The 16,585-nt window shown below is 62.7% G+C and carries 12 protein-coding genes and 1 pseudogene; 7 read left to right on the top strand and 6 right to left on the bottom strand.

The annotated features are described in order from the left end of the window. Positions 1–108 precede the first annotated feature (108 nt). A complete protein-coding gene (locus tag QAZ22_RS31285; RefSeq protein ID WP_278204753.1) occupies positions 109–588 on the top strand; it encodes a class I SAM-dependent methyltransferase in 480 nt (159 codons plus the stop codon). 14 nt (positions 589–602) lie between these two features. On the opposite strand, the gene QAZ22_RS31280 is transcribed toward QAZ22_RS31285, so the two are convergent. Then, positions 603–2,018 carry an adenylate/guanylate cyclase domain-containing protein gene (locus tag QAZ22_RS31280; protein WP_278204752.1) on the bottom strand — a complete coding sequence of 472 codons (1,416 nt, stop codon included), beginning with the start codon at positions 2,016–2,018 and terminating at the stop codon, positions 603–605. Between the two features lie 29 nt (positions 2,019–2,047). Here QAZ22_RS31280 and QAZ22_RS31275 point away from each other — a divergent pair, with 29 nt between their 5' ends. From QAZ22_RS31275 to QAZ22_RS31255, 5 genes are all read left to right on the top strand, one after another. Continuing rightward, complete coding sequence (locus tag QAZ22_RS31275; RefSeq protein WP_278204751.1) at positions 2,048–3,043, top strand: hypothetical protein; 996 nt, start codon at positions 2,048–2,050, stop codon at positions 3,041–3,043. A gap of 175 nt (positions 3,044–3,218) precedes the next feature. Beyond that, positions 3,219–3,743, top strand: a complete 525-nt coding sequence (locus tag QAZ22_RS31270; protein WP_278204750.1) for a GNAT family N-acetyltransferase — start codon at positions 3,219–3,221, stop codon at positions 3,741–3,743. 50 nt (positions 3,744–3,793) lie between these two features. Next, the gene (locus tag QAZ22_RS31265) at positions 3,794–5,179 is read left to right on the top strand and encodes a hypothetical protein (RefSeq protein ID WP_278204749.1); all 1,386 of its coding nucleotides are present in this window, start codon (positions 3,794–3,796) and stop codon (positions 5,177–5,179) included. 239 nt (positions 5,180–5,418) lie between these two features. Then, complete coding sequence (locus QAZ22_RS31260; RefSeq protein ID WP_278208002.1) at positions 5,419–8,715, top strand: adenylate/guanylate cyclase domain-containing protein; 3,297 nt, start codon at positions 5,419–5,421, stop codon at positions 8,713–8,715. Positions 8,716–8,733: 18 nt separating this feature from the next. After that, positions 8,734–9,414 (top strand): redoxin domain-containing protein, encoded by a 681-nt coding sequence (locus QAZ22_RS31255; RefSeq protein ID WP_278204748.1) that lies wholly within the window; start codon positions 8,734–8,736, stop codon positions 9,412–9,414. A gap of 120 nt (positions 9,415–9,534) precedes the next feature. Here the strand turns inward: QAZ22_RS31255 and QAZ22_RS31250 are convergent, their stop codons facing one another. Both QAZ22_RS31250 and QAZ22_RS31245 read right to left on the bottom strand, forming a co-directional pair. Then, positions 9,535–12,444 (bottom strand): trifunctional glycosyltransferase/class I SAM-dependent methyltransferase/polysaccharide deacetylase, encoded by a 2,910-nt coding sequence (locus QAZ22_RS31250; protein ID WP_278204747.1) that lies wholly within the window; start codon positions 12,442–12,444, stop codon positions 9,535–9,537. 111 nt (positions 12,445–12,555) lie between these two features. Next, positions 12,556–12,690, bottom strand: a complete 135-nt coding sequence (locus QAZ22_RS31245; RefSeq protein WP_278204746.1) for a hypothetical protein — start codon at positions 12,688–12,690, stop codon at positions 12,556–12,558. Positions 12,691–12,879: 189 nt separating this feature from the next. On the opposite strand from QAZ22_RS31245, the pseudogene QAZ22_RS31240 reads away from it, so the two are divergent. Beyond that, a pseudogene (locus QAZ22_RS31240) lies at positions 12,880–13,053 on the top strand (adenylate/guanylate cyclase domain-containing protein); the annotation flags it as partial. 1 nt (position 13,054) lies between these two features. Here the strand turns inward: QAZ22_RS31240 and QAZ22_RS31235 are convergent. From QAZ22_RS31235 to QAZ22_RS31225, 3 genes are read right to left on the bottom strand one after another with little or no spacing between them, the layout of a single operon-like run. Then, positions 13,055–13,966 (bottom strand): ABC transporter permease, encoded by a 912-nt coding sequence (locus QAZ22_RS31235; RefSeq protein WP_278204745.1) that lies wholly within the window; start codon positions 13,964–13,966, stop codon positions 13,055–13,057. Then, a complete protein-coding gene (locus QAZ22_RS31230) occupies positions 13,963–15,063 on the bottom strand; it encodes an ABC transporter permease (protein WP_278204744.1) in 1,101 nt (366 codons plus the stop codon). The genes QAZ22_RS31235 and QAZ22_RS31230 overlap by 4 nt, the downstream gene beginning before the upstream one ends. Next, positions 15,060–16,583 (bottom strand): ABC transporter ATP-binding protein, encoded by a 1,524-nt coding sequence (locus QAZ22_RS31225; protein WP_278208001.1) that lies wholly within the window; start codon positions 16,581–16,583, stop codon positions 15,060–15,062. Before QAZ22_RS31225 ends, QAZ22_RS31230 begins: the two co-directional genes overlap by 4 nt. Between the last annotated feature and the right edge of the window lie 2 nt (positions 16,584–16,585).

The raw sequence follows: 16,585 nt of genomic DNA, 5'->3' as shown, positions 1-16,585 counted from the left end.
CCTCTATATGCGGCGAGGCTGGATCGGGCCTAGCACGTCACTGTTGCGTTTCACCCTGGTCCCGCGCATTGCCGATCTCTTGAGCTGGTTCAGGACACACAAACGCATATGAGCCGCCTCGAGAGTTTCATCCGCAGGTTGACCGCGCAGCGCGACATTCTCGATCAAGTCTGCGCGGAGGTGGCGAACATCGAGGGCCCCATCATCGAGCTCGGCCTCGGCAATGGCCGGACGTTTCATCATCTGCGCGAGCGCCTGCCCGGACGCCGGATCGTGGCGTTCGACCGCGCGCTTGCCGCACACGCCAGCTCAATTCCCGAAGCTGAAAACCTCGTGCTCGGCGAAATACGCGAGACGGCAACCAGGTTCTTTGGCATCGACGCCGCTCTTGTTCACGCCGATATCGGCACCGGCTATGAAGATCTCGATGCAGTGACCGCTACCTGGCTTCCCGATCTGACCGCGCGCCTGCTTCGCGTCGGCGGCATCGCGGTCAGCGGCACGCCGCTCGATCACCCGCAGTTGCAAGGCCTCCCGCCGCCGCCCTCGGTGCCCACCGATCGTTATTTTATCTGCAGGCGCGTGTGAGGGGCGAGAAGTCTTCAGGGGATCGTATAGACCGCTATCTCTCGCTCGATGCCGCGCAGCGAAACCTCGTGGGGCTCCGGCTTCAGCGCTTTCCTGCGCAGCAGATCGGCGGTGAGATTGTCGTCGACCACCGCACGAGTGGCGAAGATCGCCTGTGCGTTGGCAAGGTTCTGGACTCGCGAAGCGATGTTGACCGTCTGGCCGAAATAGTCCTGACGCTCGTTCATGGAAACGGCGATGCAGGGGCCGGCATGGACTCCGATCTTGAGCAACAGGTCCTCGCGCCCGCTCTTCTCATTGAGCGCACGCATGGCATCGCGCATCCTGAGGGCCGCGGCAATCGCACGATCAGGCGTCGCGAAGGTCGCCATCACAGCATCACCGATCGTCTTCACCACCGCGCCTGCCTCCGCCGCGACGATCTCGTGCAGAACCTGGAAATGCTCGCGCACGAGATCGAAGGCTGAAAGGTCGCCCACCCGCTCATAAAGCTCGGTCGATCCGCGCAGGTCGGTGAACAGGAAGGTCAGGCTGGTGATCTTCAGGCGCTGGTTGATGTCGAGCGTATCCGTGCGATAGAGATCGCGAAACGTCTGGTTGGTGAGCAGGCGCTTGGCGGTCAGGAAGGGCCGGCGTTTTCCCAGGAGATCATGCAATTCCTTTCCGGCGATGAAGACCGTCGGCAGCACGCGGGTGTCGGTCCTGTTTTCCAGCGAAATGCGCAACGGGCCGGGCTGCATCTCCAGCGTCTGGCTCTGGATATGCTCGCGGTCGAAGACCAAGGAGAGGCTTCGGCGCTCCCTTGTCGGTTCTCCCTTGACGTCGATGAACTGCACTGAATGGGTGACCGGCTCGAAGACGATGATGAATTCGGACGGAAGCTGCACGGGTAGAACAGCCCTTTCGCCGGGCGCAAGCTCGATATCCTCCAGCGAGAACGCTTCCATCGTCTTGGCGAAATCCTCTTCCGGCAGATCGACACCGGACGCCCAGTAGATCTGGCGGAAATATTCCACCAACGGCAGTTCGTGTGGATTGTGGGCGGCAATCTTGCGCACGCGAGGACTGACGGTGAATGTCACCTCGACCATCTCGTCGAGGGTCGGCGAATAGCCCTCGGCGCACAGCGAGCAGGTGTACTCGTCCTTCTGCAGGGTTTTCAGCGTGGCGTTGGTGTCGAGCACGCCGCCACAACCGGGGCACAGAACATTCCAGGAAATGTCGAAGATGCCAACCCGCGCAGCATGGAGAAAGGCGCCTATGGCGCGCTCCTCATCAAGGCCATGCTTGCTGGCGAAGGCCAGCGCATTGATGCGGCAAAGCTCACGGTCCCCGCCTTCCGCGATGGTTCGCTGGATCGCGTCGATTGCCAGTGGATCGACATCTGGTGATTGCCGCAGAAGCGAGAACAGATCCTGAGCTTCGTTCATCGTGCAGGCTCCGAAAATGCGCCCAAGCCATGTTGACCGGACCGCTCCTTGGTCTGGCCGCTGCATTTTACTTCGAAACGGACAGTACGGCCATTCGAATAGACAAGCCTGGTGACAGTTCAATTCCATCCGGCAGATTTTCACCGGCCGCAAGCGGCACTATGATGGTCCACGGGCGTTCATCTTTGGGGCTTTCTCCCATGCCGACATCCGACAATCCGCCATTTCCCGCGACTCTGCGCCTTTTCTCCGTGGTGGTGATCATCGTCCTGATCGTGGGCGCGGGCCTGTTTTTCGCGCCTATGCTGGTCAAGCCGCGCTGGCCTTGGGCCGTCACCCCGTTCAATGCCCGCTTCCTCGGCGGCTTCTACACCGCCGAAATGGTCGTGATGGCGGCGCTGCTGTTCTGGAATCGCTGGTCGCCCGGCAGGCTCGTGCTCGTCATGGCCTTCATCTTCACCGTCATCGTGTCGGCAGCTTCGTTCATCAATCTCGGTTATTTCAACTTCGAGCGCAAAGCGCCCTGGCTCTGGTTTTTGGTCTATCTTGGCTCGGTCGCGGTGTCCGGGCTGTTCCTGTGGTGGGCCAGGGACCGTCCTTCTGCAAAGGGCGTCACCTTAAACCCGGCATGGCGCAGCTACATGCCGGTGGAATTGGCGATCCTCGGATTCTATGGCATCGGCCTGTTGCTGTTTCCCCTGACATTCAGCAGCTTCTGGCCATGGCCGGTCGATGCCTTCCACGCTCAGGTCTACAGCGCCATCTTCCTCGCCGGTGCGGGCGGGATATATCTCGTCTTGAGAAGCGCGCCGCGCGAGGAACTGCTGGTGCTGGGCCTGGCGCAGTTTCTGGTTGGCCTGCTTGCCATCCTTGGCCTCGTCATCACCGACGCTGCGGTGCACCGGATCAACTGGACGGCGACCGGGACGTTGTGCTGGCTCGCCCTTTTCGGCTGGATCTGCATCAGCGGCGCCTTCAAGCTCTACGCCGCCTCCCAATATTTCAGCTCGCAACCGGCATCGTAGGTTAAAGAGACGGCTGGATTTTCAGGTGAGGTCCGGTGCATCGTGTCGGACCGATTGCTTAGAGCATTTCACCGTTTCAAAGGAAACGGCGAACTGCTCTATCTCTTTGTGCTGACGCAATTCCGGGCGGAAAACCGCTTACACTTTTCCTGGAATTGCTCTAGCCGGGAACGCCATGACCAGCACGACCTCGCCATCGTCCGAGAAGATCCGGCCACAGCTCCGACCCGTCCGGTCAAGCGATGCGGAGGCGCTTTGCGCTATCTTCAACATGCCGGGCTTCCGCTGGGGCACGTTCAGGATGCCCTTCGAAAGGGTGGAGCAGGTGGAGCGGCGCATCGCCAAGTCCGGCCAGGAAACCACCTGGATCGTTGCCGAGGTGGACGGCAGGGTCGTCGGCCATGGCAGCCTGGTCGCACAGGACTCGCCGCGCCGTTCGCATGTCGGCGAGATCAATATCGGCGTCGACGATGCCTTTGTCGGCAAGGGCATCGGCTCCGCCATACTTGGCGCGCTGCTTGACGTGGCCGACAACTGGCGGGCCCTGAAGCGGGTCGAATTGACCGTCTATGCCGACAACGAACCGGCTATCCGTCTTTACACAAGCCACGGCTTCGAGATCGAAGGTCGGCATGTGAAGGCCGGTTTTACCGACGGGCAGTACCACGACCTCCTGAGCATGGCACGACTGCGGTTCTAAGATTCGCTGTTTCCCTTGGCGTTTGCACCACATGGGGCTAGACGGGACCAATGACCGCCGTCGCTGATCCAACCCCTACGCCTCCGACGGAAATTCTGGCCGTGCTGTCGCTGCTCTGCCCGGAAGTCGTGCGCGACATTGAGCAGAATTGGAATGCATCGGTTTCCGACTATGCCCGCCATCTGTGGCGGCCGGTGGCAAGGCCTGCCTCGGGCCCGGCAATCGCTGCCCGCTCGATCCTGCGCGACGTCCTGCGTCAACGCCTCGGTGCGATTATGCAGCCCGAGGAGATCGGCAAGGCCCTCGAAGAGTTCGAGCACAGACCGGTGATTCAATCCGGCCTGCACTGCCTGCTTCTGATGGACCGGATCACCTTCGATGCCCTCCTGCTTGCCTGGATCGGCGCGGTCGAAAACGGGCTGTCGGCCTTCGTCAATTTCATGGGAACGACGATGACCATGGAAACAGTTGGCCGGGAGGGGCCGGGATGGCTCGATGTCGGCGACGATAAGGTCAACCTCTTTGGCATGGGGCGCCACAAGCTGTGCCGCAAAAGCGCCTGCGTGGCCGGTCCCGTCTCCCTCAACAAGCGCGCGCTCGAAGCGGTGGGCGATGAAACGGACGCCAGCCGCTGGCTGGGCACTCTGCTTGCCCGTCAGGACAAGGTGTTTGGAACCGCCGCCGACGGGCTGACAGCCCTCAACGAGGCTCTGGTCGCCAATTGGGATCGTTCCGGCATGACCGTTCCCGTCTTCATCGATGATCGGCTCGCCGCCGCCGCCATGGCGCGGCATCTGGAACATGACGGCAGCCTTCTTTCCAGGCTTCTCATCCAACCCGCAAGACGGCAGCGTCTCGAACAAGCCTTGCAGGAGGCCGCATCGGGCCCATTCGGCAGATTCTTGCCCAATACCACGGACTATTTCTGGGGCATCCGCGAGGAGCGCGTGCGCAGGCTCGTCCTCGAGAACGGGCACCTGATCGAGCCTGACAGGCCGCATGGTCTTTCCATCCCGTTCGAGCGGCTGCATCTTAGGCAGGCGCTGCTCGGCGGCGTGCTGCTGCCGAACTTGTTCCTGATGTTCCTCGTCCTCGCTATCTTGCCGCGGGTAAGGGTCGTGGGCGGCCTGAGACAGATTGGCTATGTAGCGCTTTTCCACTCGATCCTGCTGGCTGTACTGGACGAAAACGCGCCGGAAGAGCGCGATCTGGCCGCGGAACTGCAAGTTCGGGAAAATGCCTGGGGCACGCGGGTCATCGATGAAAAGCTCTCGGTTCGCGAGCAGCTTGCCGGCCTGCCGGAAGGGGCGCTCTTCCCGCACCTGCTTCGGCAATACCGATTGCGGACATTTGCCGAGACGACCGACGACCTGAAGCTGGTTCGCGAAAACGCCCGATGGCGCAAAATCGGCCAGGCAGGAATCAAGGCGACCTGAACACCAGCGATGATCGCGGGCGTGCGGTCGGTGGAGGCGTCGTCGACGCCTCCCAATCCACCATTTCCTGATCGAGCAGGCTATCGAGCGCGCTCTGCCACCGGACCCGCGTCGATTGTTCGATGCCATATGTGCTGCCGCTTGCCGGTCGACGGCTATCGGTTCATCCTTGGGAATATCCTGACCGTGAAGCGCGTAGCGACATCACGCCGTCACGGCCGCAAGTGAGGTCTTGTTCGATGGACTGCTCGGGCTGCGGTTTCCAGGTTGAGAGCGGCTACGCCTTCTGTCCGAAGTGTGGCAAGCGCCAGCCCGTGCCGTGCGGCAATTGCGGCTACCCCTGCCAACCTGATTTCGAGTTCTGTCCGAAATGTGGGGCCAGCGTCGGTGCGCCGGCAAAAGCCGTCGAACGGCCTGCTCCGACACCAAGCCGGACCATTGTGTCGCCTTCTCGAACTCCGTCGCTGCTTCCGAACATCGAAGGCGATGGGCGGCATCCCGTCTCTGACGCTGATCGCCGGACGGTGACGGTCCTATTCGCCGACCTTTGCGGCTTCACCACACTCAGCGAGCAGCTCGATCCCGAGGTCATGCAAACGCTGCAGAACGAACTGTTCAAGGAATTGACGGCGGCAGTGCGAAACTTTGGCGGTTTCGTCGACAAGTTCATCGGCGATGCACTGCTTGCCTTGTTCGGCGCGCCGGTCGCGCATGAGGACGATCCGGAACGTGCGCTTCGCGCCGCTCTCGACATGATGGCCCGGACGGCACGGCTCGGCGAAGGCACCTTCCACTCCGGCTCGCCTCTGTTGCTTCACATCGGCATAAACACTGGTCCGGTCGTCACGGGGGGATTGGGCATCGGCACCGCCAAATCCTATTCGGTAACCGGCGATACGGTGAATACGGCGCAACGCCTGCAATCGCTGGCCGCACCGGGTGAGGTGCTGGTTGGCGAGCTCACTCACAGGCTGACCCGGCATGCCTTTGCTTACGAGTCGCTGGGTGATGTCGTGCTTCGCGGCAAGGCTGGCAGCGTGCTCGTTCACCGACTGGATGGACCGCTTGCGGCGCCGCGTGCAGCGCGTGGGCTCGAGGCGCTCGGCCTCAGCGCGCCGATGATAGGCCGCGGTGCGGAGCTCGACAGAATGCTGGCCAGTCTTGATCAGGCGTGTGGCGGCTCGGCCCAACTTGTCCGCCTCGTTGGAGAGGCCGGTATCGGGAAATCGCGGCTGGTGAAGGAGTTCGTCGCCCGCGTCGGCGACGAGGATCGTTTTCGCAACGTCGCCGTGCGACAGGCCACGTGCTCGCCGCTTGGCGAACAATCATTCGGCGCTTTGGGTGCAGTGGTGCGCAGCGCTGCCGGGATGATGCAAAACGACAGTGGGGAGGAAATGCGGAGCAAGCTCGCAGACTTGCTTACCGATCTCGGCCTGCAGGGCGAGGAGGTGAAGCGGCTGATGCCTTTGCTCTACCATGTGCTGGGCCTTGGCGACCCCGACGCCACCTTGCAGCATGTCGAGCCCGAGCAGTTGCGGCGGCAAATTCTCTACGCAGTCCGCACGATCATCGAACGGCGGCTTGCGTTGTCGCCGCTGTTGATCGTCGTCGAAGATCTGCACTGGGCCGACGCCGTGTCGCTCGAGGCGCTTCGTTTCGTCATGGACAGGCTGGAACGCACGCGGGTGATGTTGCTGGTCACGCATCGTCCGGCGCCGCACAACGACCAGCTCGATTCAAGCCGTGTCAGTCACACAGCGCTCAGGCTTTCGCCGCTCAACAGGGATGACGGACGCAGCCTGCTGGCGGCGCTTTTCGGCGAGAGCTGGGTAAACTCGGCAGGAGGGCTTCTCGACCAGATCCTCGAGCGCGCGGGCGGCAACCCGCTTTTCATAGAGGAGATCGTTCGCGGCTTTATCGATCGCGGCGTATTGATGCGCGAGGGCCAGCAATGGCGGACGGTGGCAGGCGAAGTCGCAGCCGGCATTCCCGCCACCATCCAGGCGATGTTGCTTGCTCGCATCGACCGGCTTCCCCAGGAGGTGCGCCGGCTGGCCCAGGAAGCCGCGGTAATCGGCCCGCGCTTCGATGCCACACTTCTGAAAGCCGTGACGACCGACCCCGGCCGCCTGGAAGCCGGCTGCGAACTGCTTTGCGATGCGGAAATCATCGAGGAAGTTGCCGGATCAGGCTCGGTCTCGTCGCAAAGCTACCGCTTTACGCAAACGCTGCTGCAGGACGTGATCTACCAGAATCTGCTTCTGCAACGCAGGACCGACATCCATGGGCGCGTCGGTGCCGCCTTGGAGCAACAGTGCGGCGACAAGCCCGAACGGCTCGAGGATTTGACCGTGCTCGGTCATCATTTCGCACTAAGCGCCGAGCGGGAGAGGGGCGCGCATTACCTGCAGGCGGCAGGCGATCGCGCTCGCATGATATATGCCAACGACGACGCCCTTCGTTTCTACGAGCGAGCACTGACGGCTTTGGGCGCGACCGGGCAAACACCGATCAAACTGGCAATTGCGGAGCGCATTGCCGATTTGAGCGGCCCGGCAGGCCGCCGCGAGATCGCGCATCAGCACTACGAGACGGTGTTGCATGCATACCGCGAGTCGGCCAATCGCGTCGCTTCGGCGCGCGTTTTGCGCAAGATCGGTCGGCTGTTCTGGGATGTCGGCAAGCGGGACAACGCGGAATCGCGCTACGCCGAAGCGGCAGCGCTTCTCGACGGAGCGGATGCCCCGGTCGAGCAAGCGCATCTCTGGCAAGAACGTGGCCGACAGGCGTTCCGTGGCGGAGATCACGCACTCGCGGCAAAATGGGCAGACGCGGCGCTGGACTGCGTACGCTCTCTAACAGCGGAGCATTCCTCCGAGGTAGGGCGTGATGCCACCCTTGTGACCGCCGAGGCGCTCAATACCAAGGCTGTTGCGCTGGCTCGCCTTGGGCGAAGCCAGGAAGCCGTGCGTCAGATTGAACGTAGCATTGAACTGGCCGAAGCCGCCGGCCTACCGGGCACGGCCTGTCGCGGCTACACCAATCTCGGCGTGCTTTACACGACCATCGATCCGGCAAAGGCGATGGAGGTCTGTCGGCGCGGTCTTGAAGTGGCGCGCCGTATTGGTGATTTGGGGTTCCAGGCGCGCCTCCTCGCCAATCTGGCGGTCGCTTGTTGTACGTTCACAGATCGCTGCCCGACGGAGGGCGTGCCTGCCGCCGAGAAGGCCATCGAGATCGACCGCGCGCTCGACCAGCGCGAGCATCTGCCGGTGCCGTTGATCGTGCTTGGGCAGATCCACCAGTGCAACGGCCGTCCGGAACTGGCGGTTGGGTTGTTCCACGAAGCACTGGACGTAGCCCGCGAAACGGGCGAACCCCAACTGCTGTTTCCGTGCTATGATGGTCTCGCAACGCTCAATCTCGACCTCGACAATCTGGCCGAGGCCGAGCGCTATTTTTCCTTGGCGCAGGGTGTATGCGCCCAGCACGGGCTCGACCCGGAAGGACTTGTGGTGCTGCCTTTTCTCGACTAACCGGGTGGGAGGTTGGAAATGTCCGCGCATAGTGACTTGGTACCGCTTCAACCGGGCGACCGTGCGCCAAACGTGGTACTCGACGCCATAACCCAGGAAGGCAAGATCGCGCTTGACGACTTTCGCGGACAAAAGCCCGTGCTGGTCGGCCTGTTTCGAGGTCTGCATTGTGCGTTTTGCCGGCGCCATATCGCCGCCCAGGCGCGGCTCGATCCGGAGCTGCGCGAAAAGGGCGTGGGGAGCCTGACGGTGGTCAACACGCCGATCGAGCGGGCGCGTCTCTATTTCCGCTACCATCCGATGCCCAATCTGCTTGCGGCCTCCGACCCTGAACGCGCTTCGCATCGCGCTTTTGGACTGCCCAATCTCGAATTCACCGAAAACGAGACGAACTGGCCGTACAAGGTTTCGATGGCAGCGGCAAAGGATTTGCGGGTCGACATACCAGGCGAGTTGCCCGGTCCAATGGATCCTTTTGCGGCCAGCGAATTCCTCGACAAGAGGGACCATTACGAGGTGACTGAAGCCGACGAGCAGATGATGGCGACGGGACACGGACAACTGATCGGTCAGTTCCTACTAGACCGGCAGGGCATCGTCCGCTGGAGCTTCACGGAGGTTCCAGAGGGCGGGCGATACATGTTCGCGGCGCCTAGCGCACAGGAGCTGATGTCGGCGGTGTCGCAAGTCGCGCCATAGACCTGCGACGAGGTGACGGGCGGGACACTGAACGAAAAGCGGAACCAATTTGTCACAAATCTAGACATTGGCCTCGGCGAGGCCCGCACGCTCGTGGCAGCACGCACCCTGCTGAGAGATTTACCGCTCTTCGAGCATGGCCTCGATACGGGCAACAAAGTCATCGAGCGAGCGATCCCCGCGAACCTCGATGCGCGGAAGGTCGATGGGATCGCAATCGAGGTCCGCCGGCCCATGTCTGCCGCCGAAGCCGATCCGATAGCCGCACTCCTTGGCCAGTCGGCCAAGCCGTCGGTCGGTGACAGAGAAGGGTGCAGCGAAGGCCGCGGTTGGTCGACCGGTCCACCGTTCGATGAACATACGAGAGCGCAGGAGCTCGGCGGCCAAGTCAGAGCTCGATAGACCATCGATCGCGCGATGCGTCGCCAGATGGCTTCCGAAGAACGCACCTTCGCCGGCGAGGCGTCGCACCGTCCCGGCGTCCATAAGCGGCGTCGGCGAACCGCTGTCGGCGTCCCACCGTGCACTTTCACCCACCAAGTCCGTCACGAGGAACACCTCCGCGGTCAGGTCGTTCGCGCGCAAGATCGGCCAGGCATGGTCGGCAAAGTTCTGGAAACCGTCATCGAATGTGATGAGCACTGGGCGGCCAACGAAAGGGCGACGATTGGCGACGGCTGATTCCAGCTGCTCGGACATAATCGCGTGAAAGCCATTGGCGCGCAGCCACGACATCTGGCTGCCGAACGCGGCGGGCGTGAGCCGAAAACGGGCGAGGGCGGCCGGACCATCCTCGGAGACGCCGTGATACATGAGGACAGGGATACGCTGCCGCCGCTCGCTACGTGCGACGTCGCGGCGCAACGCCCGCGCTCCGCCCCAGACGATATTTCGCGCGACTCCAATACCGATGGGCGCACGGATTGGCACATGATCAATCATCGGTTCCGTCGCAACGTCGTCTGGTGACAGGCGCCGGAAGCGGTCTATGCGATAGAGCTCGGTCTGGATCGATTGCTCGAGGACGAGGCCTTCGGTCGCTGCCAACGTCTCTAAGATCGCCTGTGCACCGAATGTGTTCCAGTCGAAGCCTGTCCTTTCAACATTGTCTCGGAGCACGAATGCGTGTGCGCTGATGAGACTGCCGCCAGGCGCCAGCGCCTCAACGAGTTTCTTGGCGACGCGCCGCAACTCGGCGAGATCGTCCAGGTAGTAGAGCACTTCCGAACAGACGATCAGATTCATCTCACCCGGCAGCGTGTCCGCAGCGAGATCCAGCACGCCGAACTCGACATTCGGCAGATTGCTGCATCGCGCGCGCGCCCGCTCGATGGCGACGGCGGAGATGTCAGTCGCGGTCAAATGGCCGACGCACGGCGCCAGCTGCCGCGTGAAGTGGCCCTCCGCGCAGGCCAGCTCAAGCGCCCGTCCGATGGGACCGGCGGGCAGAATTTGGAGCTGGCGCTCATATTTTTCCTGCTCATAGGGCGAACCGTATTTCCATGGATCCTCGGTCGCGAAATGGCGATCCCAAAACGACGTGCGATCATCGTCACGGTCGTCAGCGGCCGGTTTGCGGCGCGGCGCGGCAAGAGGCTCTGCCGGTTCGGCGCTCGAGCGAACAAGCCTCTGCGCTTCCGCTGCCAATCGCGCAAGCTCGCCGAAGTGGCTGTCCGGATCAGACCGGTGTCCCGCCATGGACGCCGATGCCTCGGCTGCAAACATCTCCGAGGCGGCGCCCTCTTGCGTTGCAAGCCGCTCAGGGGGCACGAGATCCAGGATCAATTCGATCCAATGACGCCTTGTCACCTTCCCGAGCGCGCCGAACTGGACGCGAGCCTCGATCCGGCCATCGATCGTTAGATAGGCATAGATCTGATCGATTCCTTCTGGCAATTCGATCGGAGTCGGATTTCGAGCGTCGACGCGAATTCCGAGTATCCGCGCCAGTCTGCGCGGCGCGGCAAGGTCGTCGCAGTCGAGAAGCATTTGATCAAGGTGATACTGGACGCGGCGGCACGCTACGGGATCGTCCCAGACCTTGCCGAGGTCGGCAATCAACTCGGTGAGAGGGCCGGCGAACCTGTCCCACCTGGCAGCCAGTTGCGTCGGCACCGACAGGCTTCCCACCATAAGGCCATCGAAGACCACCCTGGCGATCTCACGCGCCCACTTACGTCCTGCCGGGAGCGCGCGCAGGAACTGCGGGTTGATCGAGCGCAAGCCGCGGCCACAATCCGACGCAGAGTTCCACAACGCGAACCACGCGAGCGCTTCGGCAGCGGTGCCGTTCGCCTCGATCGCTCCATTGGCGTGAGCCGATGCTGGGTGCTTGACCCTGGGATCAGGAGAAAAGCCGCGGGCGATCACGATTTCCGCATCTACCAGCATCTGCGTGGAATTGCGGGTGAGTGAGTTGGGGCCGGTCCGATGGAAAGCGAGCGGCTCGTCGACCATCAGCCAACGTTTGCCGAGACGCGCGAGGCGCTGCCACAGGTCCCAGTCCTCGCAAGTGCGCAGCGACGCGTCGAAACCGCCCAACTCGACAATCGTCTCCCGGTCGACCAGCAGCGCGTGCGTGCCGACGGCACAGCGGCGGGCGAATGTTTCGAAGGGCTGGATCGCAACTTCCGTTGCGATGCTCGACGGGGTGAGTTCGCCATCGGGCATCATGCGCCGAGAGCCGCAATAGGCGGCCACTGCATCGGGAGCGGTTTTCAGCGCAGCCAGCATTTTCGCAAGAAAGCTGGCATCCACCCAATCGTCCGCATCCAGAAACATGAGCCAGCGACCGCGCGCTGTGGAAATCCCGCAATTGCGCCCGGCGGCGGCGCTATGCCCGCAAGACCCCAATGTCCGAAATCGTGCATCGTGCTCCACATAACCCGCGATGATCGCGGGCGTGCGGTCAGTGGAGGCGTCGTCGATGATGATCGCCTCCCAATCCACCATTTCCTGATCGAGCAGGCTATCGAGTGCGCGCGCCAGCGTTGCCTCGGCGTTGTGCGCAGGAACCACGATTGAAACCAAGGGACTATGCGCCACGCCGTCTTACCCGCGCCTGCTTCGAAGGTAGAACAAGAGTACCGAAACATAGCCGGCGATTTCCTGCCAAAGAAACGGCTTTCAGGGACGCTGCGTTCAAACAGTCTCCTGCGCCTGGCATAGGCCGTCGAACCCGATCCGTCCCTCGATCCCGTCGTCCACTACGACTATATCCAGTGCCAGGTAGATCTGCCGGCGGATGCCGGCAAGCGTTGCGCCGATGGTTTGCATTGGCCATCGGTACCACAACGCTTATGGGAGCATAATCTTGGATCATCCAGCTTCGGAACCTCGAAAACGGATAACGGCATCGGATGGCAGCACTGCTCTGTCAAGACTGTCGTACAACATGGGAAGTCAGTCCATTCGCATCGCGCTGGTTTTTAGTAGCCTGTCGCGAGGCAGGTTTGAGGAACCGGCGTGACGGTAGTCAACGATCGCCTTCTCGAAAGCAAGATGACCAAGGTCGAGCAAGCGCGAGCCTGGAGCCCACGCGTCATCTCGAAATTCGAGACGCTGATCAAGAGCGCCGACGACCATTCGCTCTATCGCGTCAATCCGCTGGCCTTTGCTCGCGCCCGGGCGGCGAGCGACACTATTGTTCGAAAGGCTCTCCCAGCGAAGCCACGCCGTTGAGCTTGAGCAGACGCCGGTTCGAAGAAATGATGCCCAGCACGACGATTGTCACGAGATAAGGTAGGCTCGATAGAAGTTGCGAGGAAACGTCGAGCCCAGTTGTCTGGGCCGCGAGGCTTGCGAGGGACACGGCGCCGAAGAGGCAAGCACCAAGGAAGATACGGCTGGTAAGCCAAGTGCCGAAGACGACGAGCGCGATCGCTATCCAGCCGCGCCCGGCGATCATGCCATCGGCCCAGAGCGGAGTGTAGACCACGGCCGCGTAGGCACCGGCGAAACCCGCGAACGCGCCGCCGAAAGCGACCGCGGCGAAGCGCACGGCGATTACCGGATAGCCGAGCGCACGGGCCGCCTTGGGATTCTCGCCGACGGCGCGGATGACGAGGCCGGTCTTGGTGTAGGCGAACATCGCCCAAATGGCGACGGTCGCAGCAAGCGAAAGCCACACGACAATGTCTTGGGTGAACAAGCCACCGATGACCGGGATATCTGAAAGCCAGGGCAATGAGAGTTTCGGAAGCCCCTTGACCGTGAGGCTCTCAAAGCTCTTGCCGAACAGCGCCGACAGGCCCTGGCCGAGGATGCCTATGGCGAGGCCTGTCGCAACTTGGTTCGCCCGGAATCCCAGCGCCGCGACGGCAAAGACAAGGGAAAGAGCGGCGCTGGCGAGACCAGCGGCGAGGAAACCCAGGAGATGCCCGCCGCCTTGATAGACGATGATGAAGGCGATGACTGCGCCGAGGGCCATCAGGCCCTCCACACCGAGATTGAGGACCCCGGCGCGCTCGGCCACCAGTTCGCCGAGCGCCGCCAGAAGGAACGGCGTAGCCGCCGCCAACATCCCGGCGAGGATGAACTCCACGGCGTTCATGGCGTGCTTCCGTGGGCGGCATGGCGCCATTCGAGCCGATAGCGGACGAAGGCGATGGCGACAAGATAGGCAAGCAGCAGGCTGCCCTGGAAGACCCTGACCGCAGCGACCGGCAGATTTGCCGAGACCATGGCATTATCGCCACCGATATAGAGGGCCGCCATGAGCAACGCGGAAAAGACGATGCCGACCGGGTGAAGGCCTCCGAGATAGGCGACGATGATGGCGGCATAGCCGTAGCCGGTCGAGATGGAGCGCTGCAGCTGTCCGAGCGGCCCGGCCACCTCGGCCGCTCCGGCGAGGCCTGCCGCGAAGCCACCGACGAGGAGCGAAAGCCAGATCGCGCGACCTTCGTTGAAGCCAGCGTATCCGGCGGCGCGCGGCGCGAGGCCGCCGACCTGCAGCTTGTAACCCGCGAAACTCCTCTGCATGAACACCCAGGCCGCGAGGGAGAAGGCGCAGGCGACAAGCAGCGAGACGTTGACGCGGGTGCCGGGGATCAGGATCGGCACCATCGCGTCAAACTGGAACATCACCGATTGCGGGAAGTTGAAGCCATTCGGATCCTTCCAGGGGCCGAGAAGCAGATAGTTGAGCAATTGCGCGGCAACGAGCGCCAGCATGAGCGACACGAGAATCTCGTTTGCGTTGAGCTTCACGCGCCAGAAGGCCGTTAGCGACGCCCACAGCGCGCCGCCCAGCGCGCCGATGACCAGCATGGATGGCCAGATCCACTGACCCGTTGCCTGCGGGAACCAGATGGGAATGGCGGATGCGAAGATCGCGCCGAGGATGAACTGACCCTCGGCGCCGATGTTGAAGACTTTTGCGCGAAAGCCGATAGCAAGCCCCTGCGCGATCAGCAGGAGCGGCCCCGTCTTCAGCAGAACTTCCGAGAACGAGGCCCAGGACAGGAAAGGCTCCAGAAGCATCGCGTGGAAAATAGAGACCGGATCGCGGCCCATCAGGAGGTAGAGCCCGAGATTGAGGAGTGTCGCCACGCCGAGCGCCACGGGCGGGGCGACCAGCTTCACGGCAAGCGAGGCATGCTCCCGGCGAACCAAAACCGGAAGGAACGGCCTGGAAAGAGCGCTCATGCCGGAACCTTCCTGGCCGTTGAATGCGCGCCGATCATGTAGCGGCCAATCTCCTCGGGTTTGGTGTCGCGCGTCACCAGCGGCGGGCTCAGCCAGCCCTGATGGATCACCTGGATCGAATCGCAGAGTTCGAACAGTTCCTCCAGCTCCTCCGAGATGACGAGGATGCCCATGCCTTCGTTGCGCAGGGCGACAAGGCGCCGGCGGATGGCGGAGGCTGCGCCGATGTCCACGCCCCAGGTGGGTTGCGCCACGAACAGCAATTTCGGCGACAGCATGATCTCGCGGCCGACGATGAACTTTTGCAGATTGCCCCCTGAAAGCGCGTTGGCCTCCGCTTCGGAACCGGGCGTGCGCACGTCGTATTGCCGGATGCAGGTCTCGGTGAAAGCCTTCGCCCGAGCTGTGTCGACAAGGCCGCGTTTCACCAGGCCGAACGGATGGGCGGTCAGAAGGCTGTTGAGGACGAGCGACATTTCCGGCACCGCGCCGCGGCCGAGCCGTTCCTCCGGAACGAAAGCGAAGCCCAGCCGGCGGCGGGCGGCCGTATCGAGCGCGCCGACATCCTTTCCCATCATGTAGATGCAATTGGACTTTTCGCGCGGCAGCACCGTTTCGCCCGAGATCAGCGCCGCGAGTTCGCTCTGCCCGTTGCCGGATATGCCCGCTATGCCGAGGATCTCGCCGGCACGCACCGTCAGGTTGACGTCGCAAAGCGGCACGGCGAAGGGATCGTCAGGCTGGTGGTCCAGGCCCACGACTTCAAGGCGCTTTTCGCCGCCGGAATGCGCCAGGGCCGGCATGGGCTGCGGCATGTCGCGGCCGATCATCATGCGGGCGAGGTCGTGCGCGTCATGGTCGCGCGGGTCCACATGGCCGGTGACGCGACCGCCGCGCAGGATGGTCGCTCGGTCGCAAACCGCCCGGATCTCCTCCAGCTTGTGCGAGATGAACAGGATCGAAACGCCGCTGTCGCGCAGCCGCCGCAAAGTCTCGAATAGCTTGTTCACCGATTGCGGCGGCAGGACGGAGGTCGGTTCGTCGAGGATCAGGAGCTGGGGTTCGGTCATCAGGCAGCGAATGATCTCCACCCGTTGCCGTTCTCCCACCGAGAGCGCGTGCACATGGGCAAGCGGATCGACCTCGAGTCCGAAGTCGCGGCCGAGCGCACGGATGCATTCCGCGAGATCCGATTTGCCCTTGGGCACGACCAGGCGGATGTTCTCCACCACCGTCAGTGTTTCGAACAAGGAGAAATGCTGGAAGACCATGCCGATCCCCTTGCGCCTCGCATCCGCGGGGGAAGCGAGGGCCAGGGGGTCTCCTTTCCAGGTCGCCATTCCGGCGTCCGGCTGCTCGACGCCGTAGATCAGCTTCATCAGCGTCGACTTGCCCGCTCCGTTTTCCCCGAGGATCGCATGGATCGAGCGTGGAGCCACATCCAGATCGATGTCTCGATTGGCATGGATCTGGCCGTAGCTCTTCGAGATGCCGCGCAGCGACAGGAGCGGGACGGTCACGG

The sequence above is a fragment of the Mesorhizobium sp. WSM4906 genome, assembly GCF_029674625.1.
GTDB lineage: Bacteria > Pseudomonadota > Alphaproteobacteria > Rhizobiales > Rhizobiaceae > Mesorhizobium.
Note: the sequence above shows the minus strand (reverse complement) of the source record. Positions and strands in the feature narration are given on the sequence as shown.

Bases quoted from the DNA above. Each gene is read 5' to 3' on its own strand.
- QAZ22_RS31285 (WP_278204753.1), top strand. From the start codon at position 109: ATGAGCCGCCTCGAGAGTTTCATCCGCAGGTTGACCGCGCAGCGCGAC.
- QAZ22_RS31280 (WP_278204752.1), bottom strand. From the start codon at position 2,018: ATGAACGAAGCTCAGGATCTGTTCTCGCTTCTGCGGCAATCACCAGAT.
- QAZ22_RS31275 (WP_278204751.1), top strand. From the start codon at position 2,048: ATGTTGACCGGACCGCTCCTTGGTCTGGCCGCTGCATTTTACTTCGAA.
- QAZ22_RS31270 (WP_278204750.1), top strand. From the start codon at position 3,219: ATGACCAGCACGACCTCGCCATCGTCCGAGAAGATCCGGCCACAGCTC.
- QAZ22_RS31265 (WP_278204749.1), top strand. From the start codon at position 3,794: ATGACCGCCGTCGCTGATCCAACCCCTACGCCTCCGACGGAAATTCTG.
- QAZ22_RS31260 (WP_278208002.1), top strand. From the start codon at position 5,419: ATGGACTGCTCGGGCTGCGGTTTCCAGGTTGAGAGCGGCTACGCCTTC.
- QAZ22_RS31255 (WP_278204748.1), top strand. From the start codon at position 8,734: ATGTCCGCGCATAGTGACTTGGTACCGCTTCAACCGGGCGACCGTGCG.
- QAZ22_RS31245 (WP_278204746.1), bottom strand. From the start codon at position 12,690: ATGCAAACCATCGGCGCAACGCTTGCCGGCATCCGCCGGCAGATCTAC.
- QAZ22_RS31235 (WP_278204745.1), bottom strand. From the start codon at position 13,966: ATGAACGCCGTGGAGTTCATCCTCGCCGGGATGTTGGCGGCGGCTACG.
- QAZ22_RS31230 (WP_278204744.1), bottom strand. From the start codon at position 15,063: ATGAGCGCTCTTTCCAGGCCGTTCCTTCCGGTTTTGGTTCGCCGGGAG.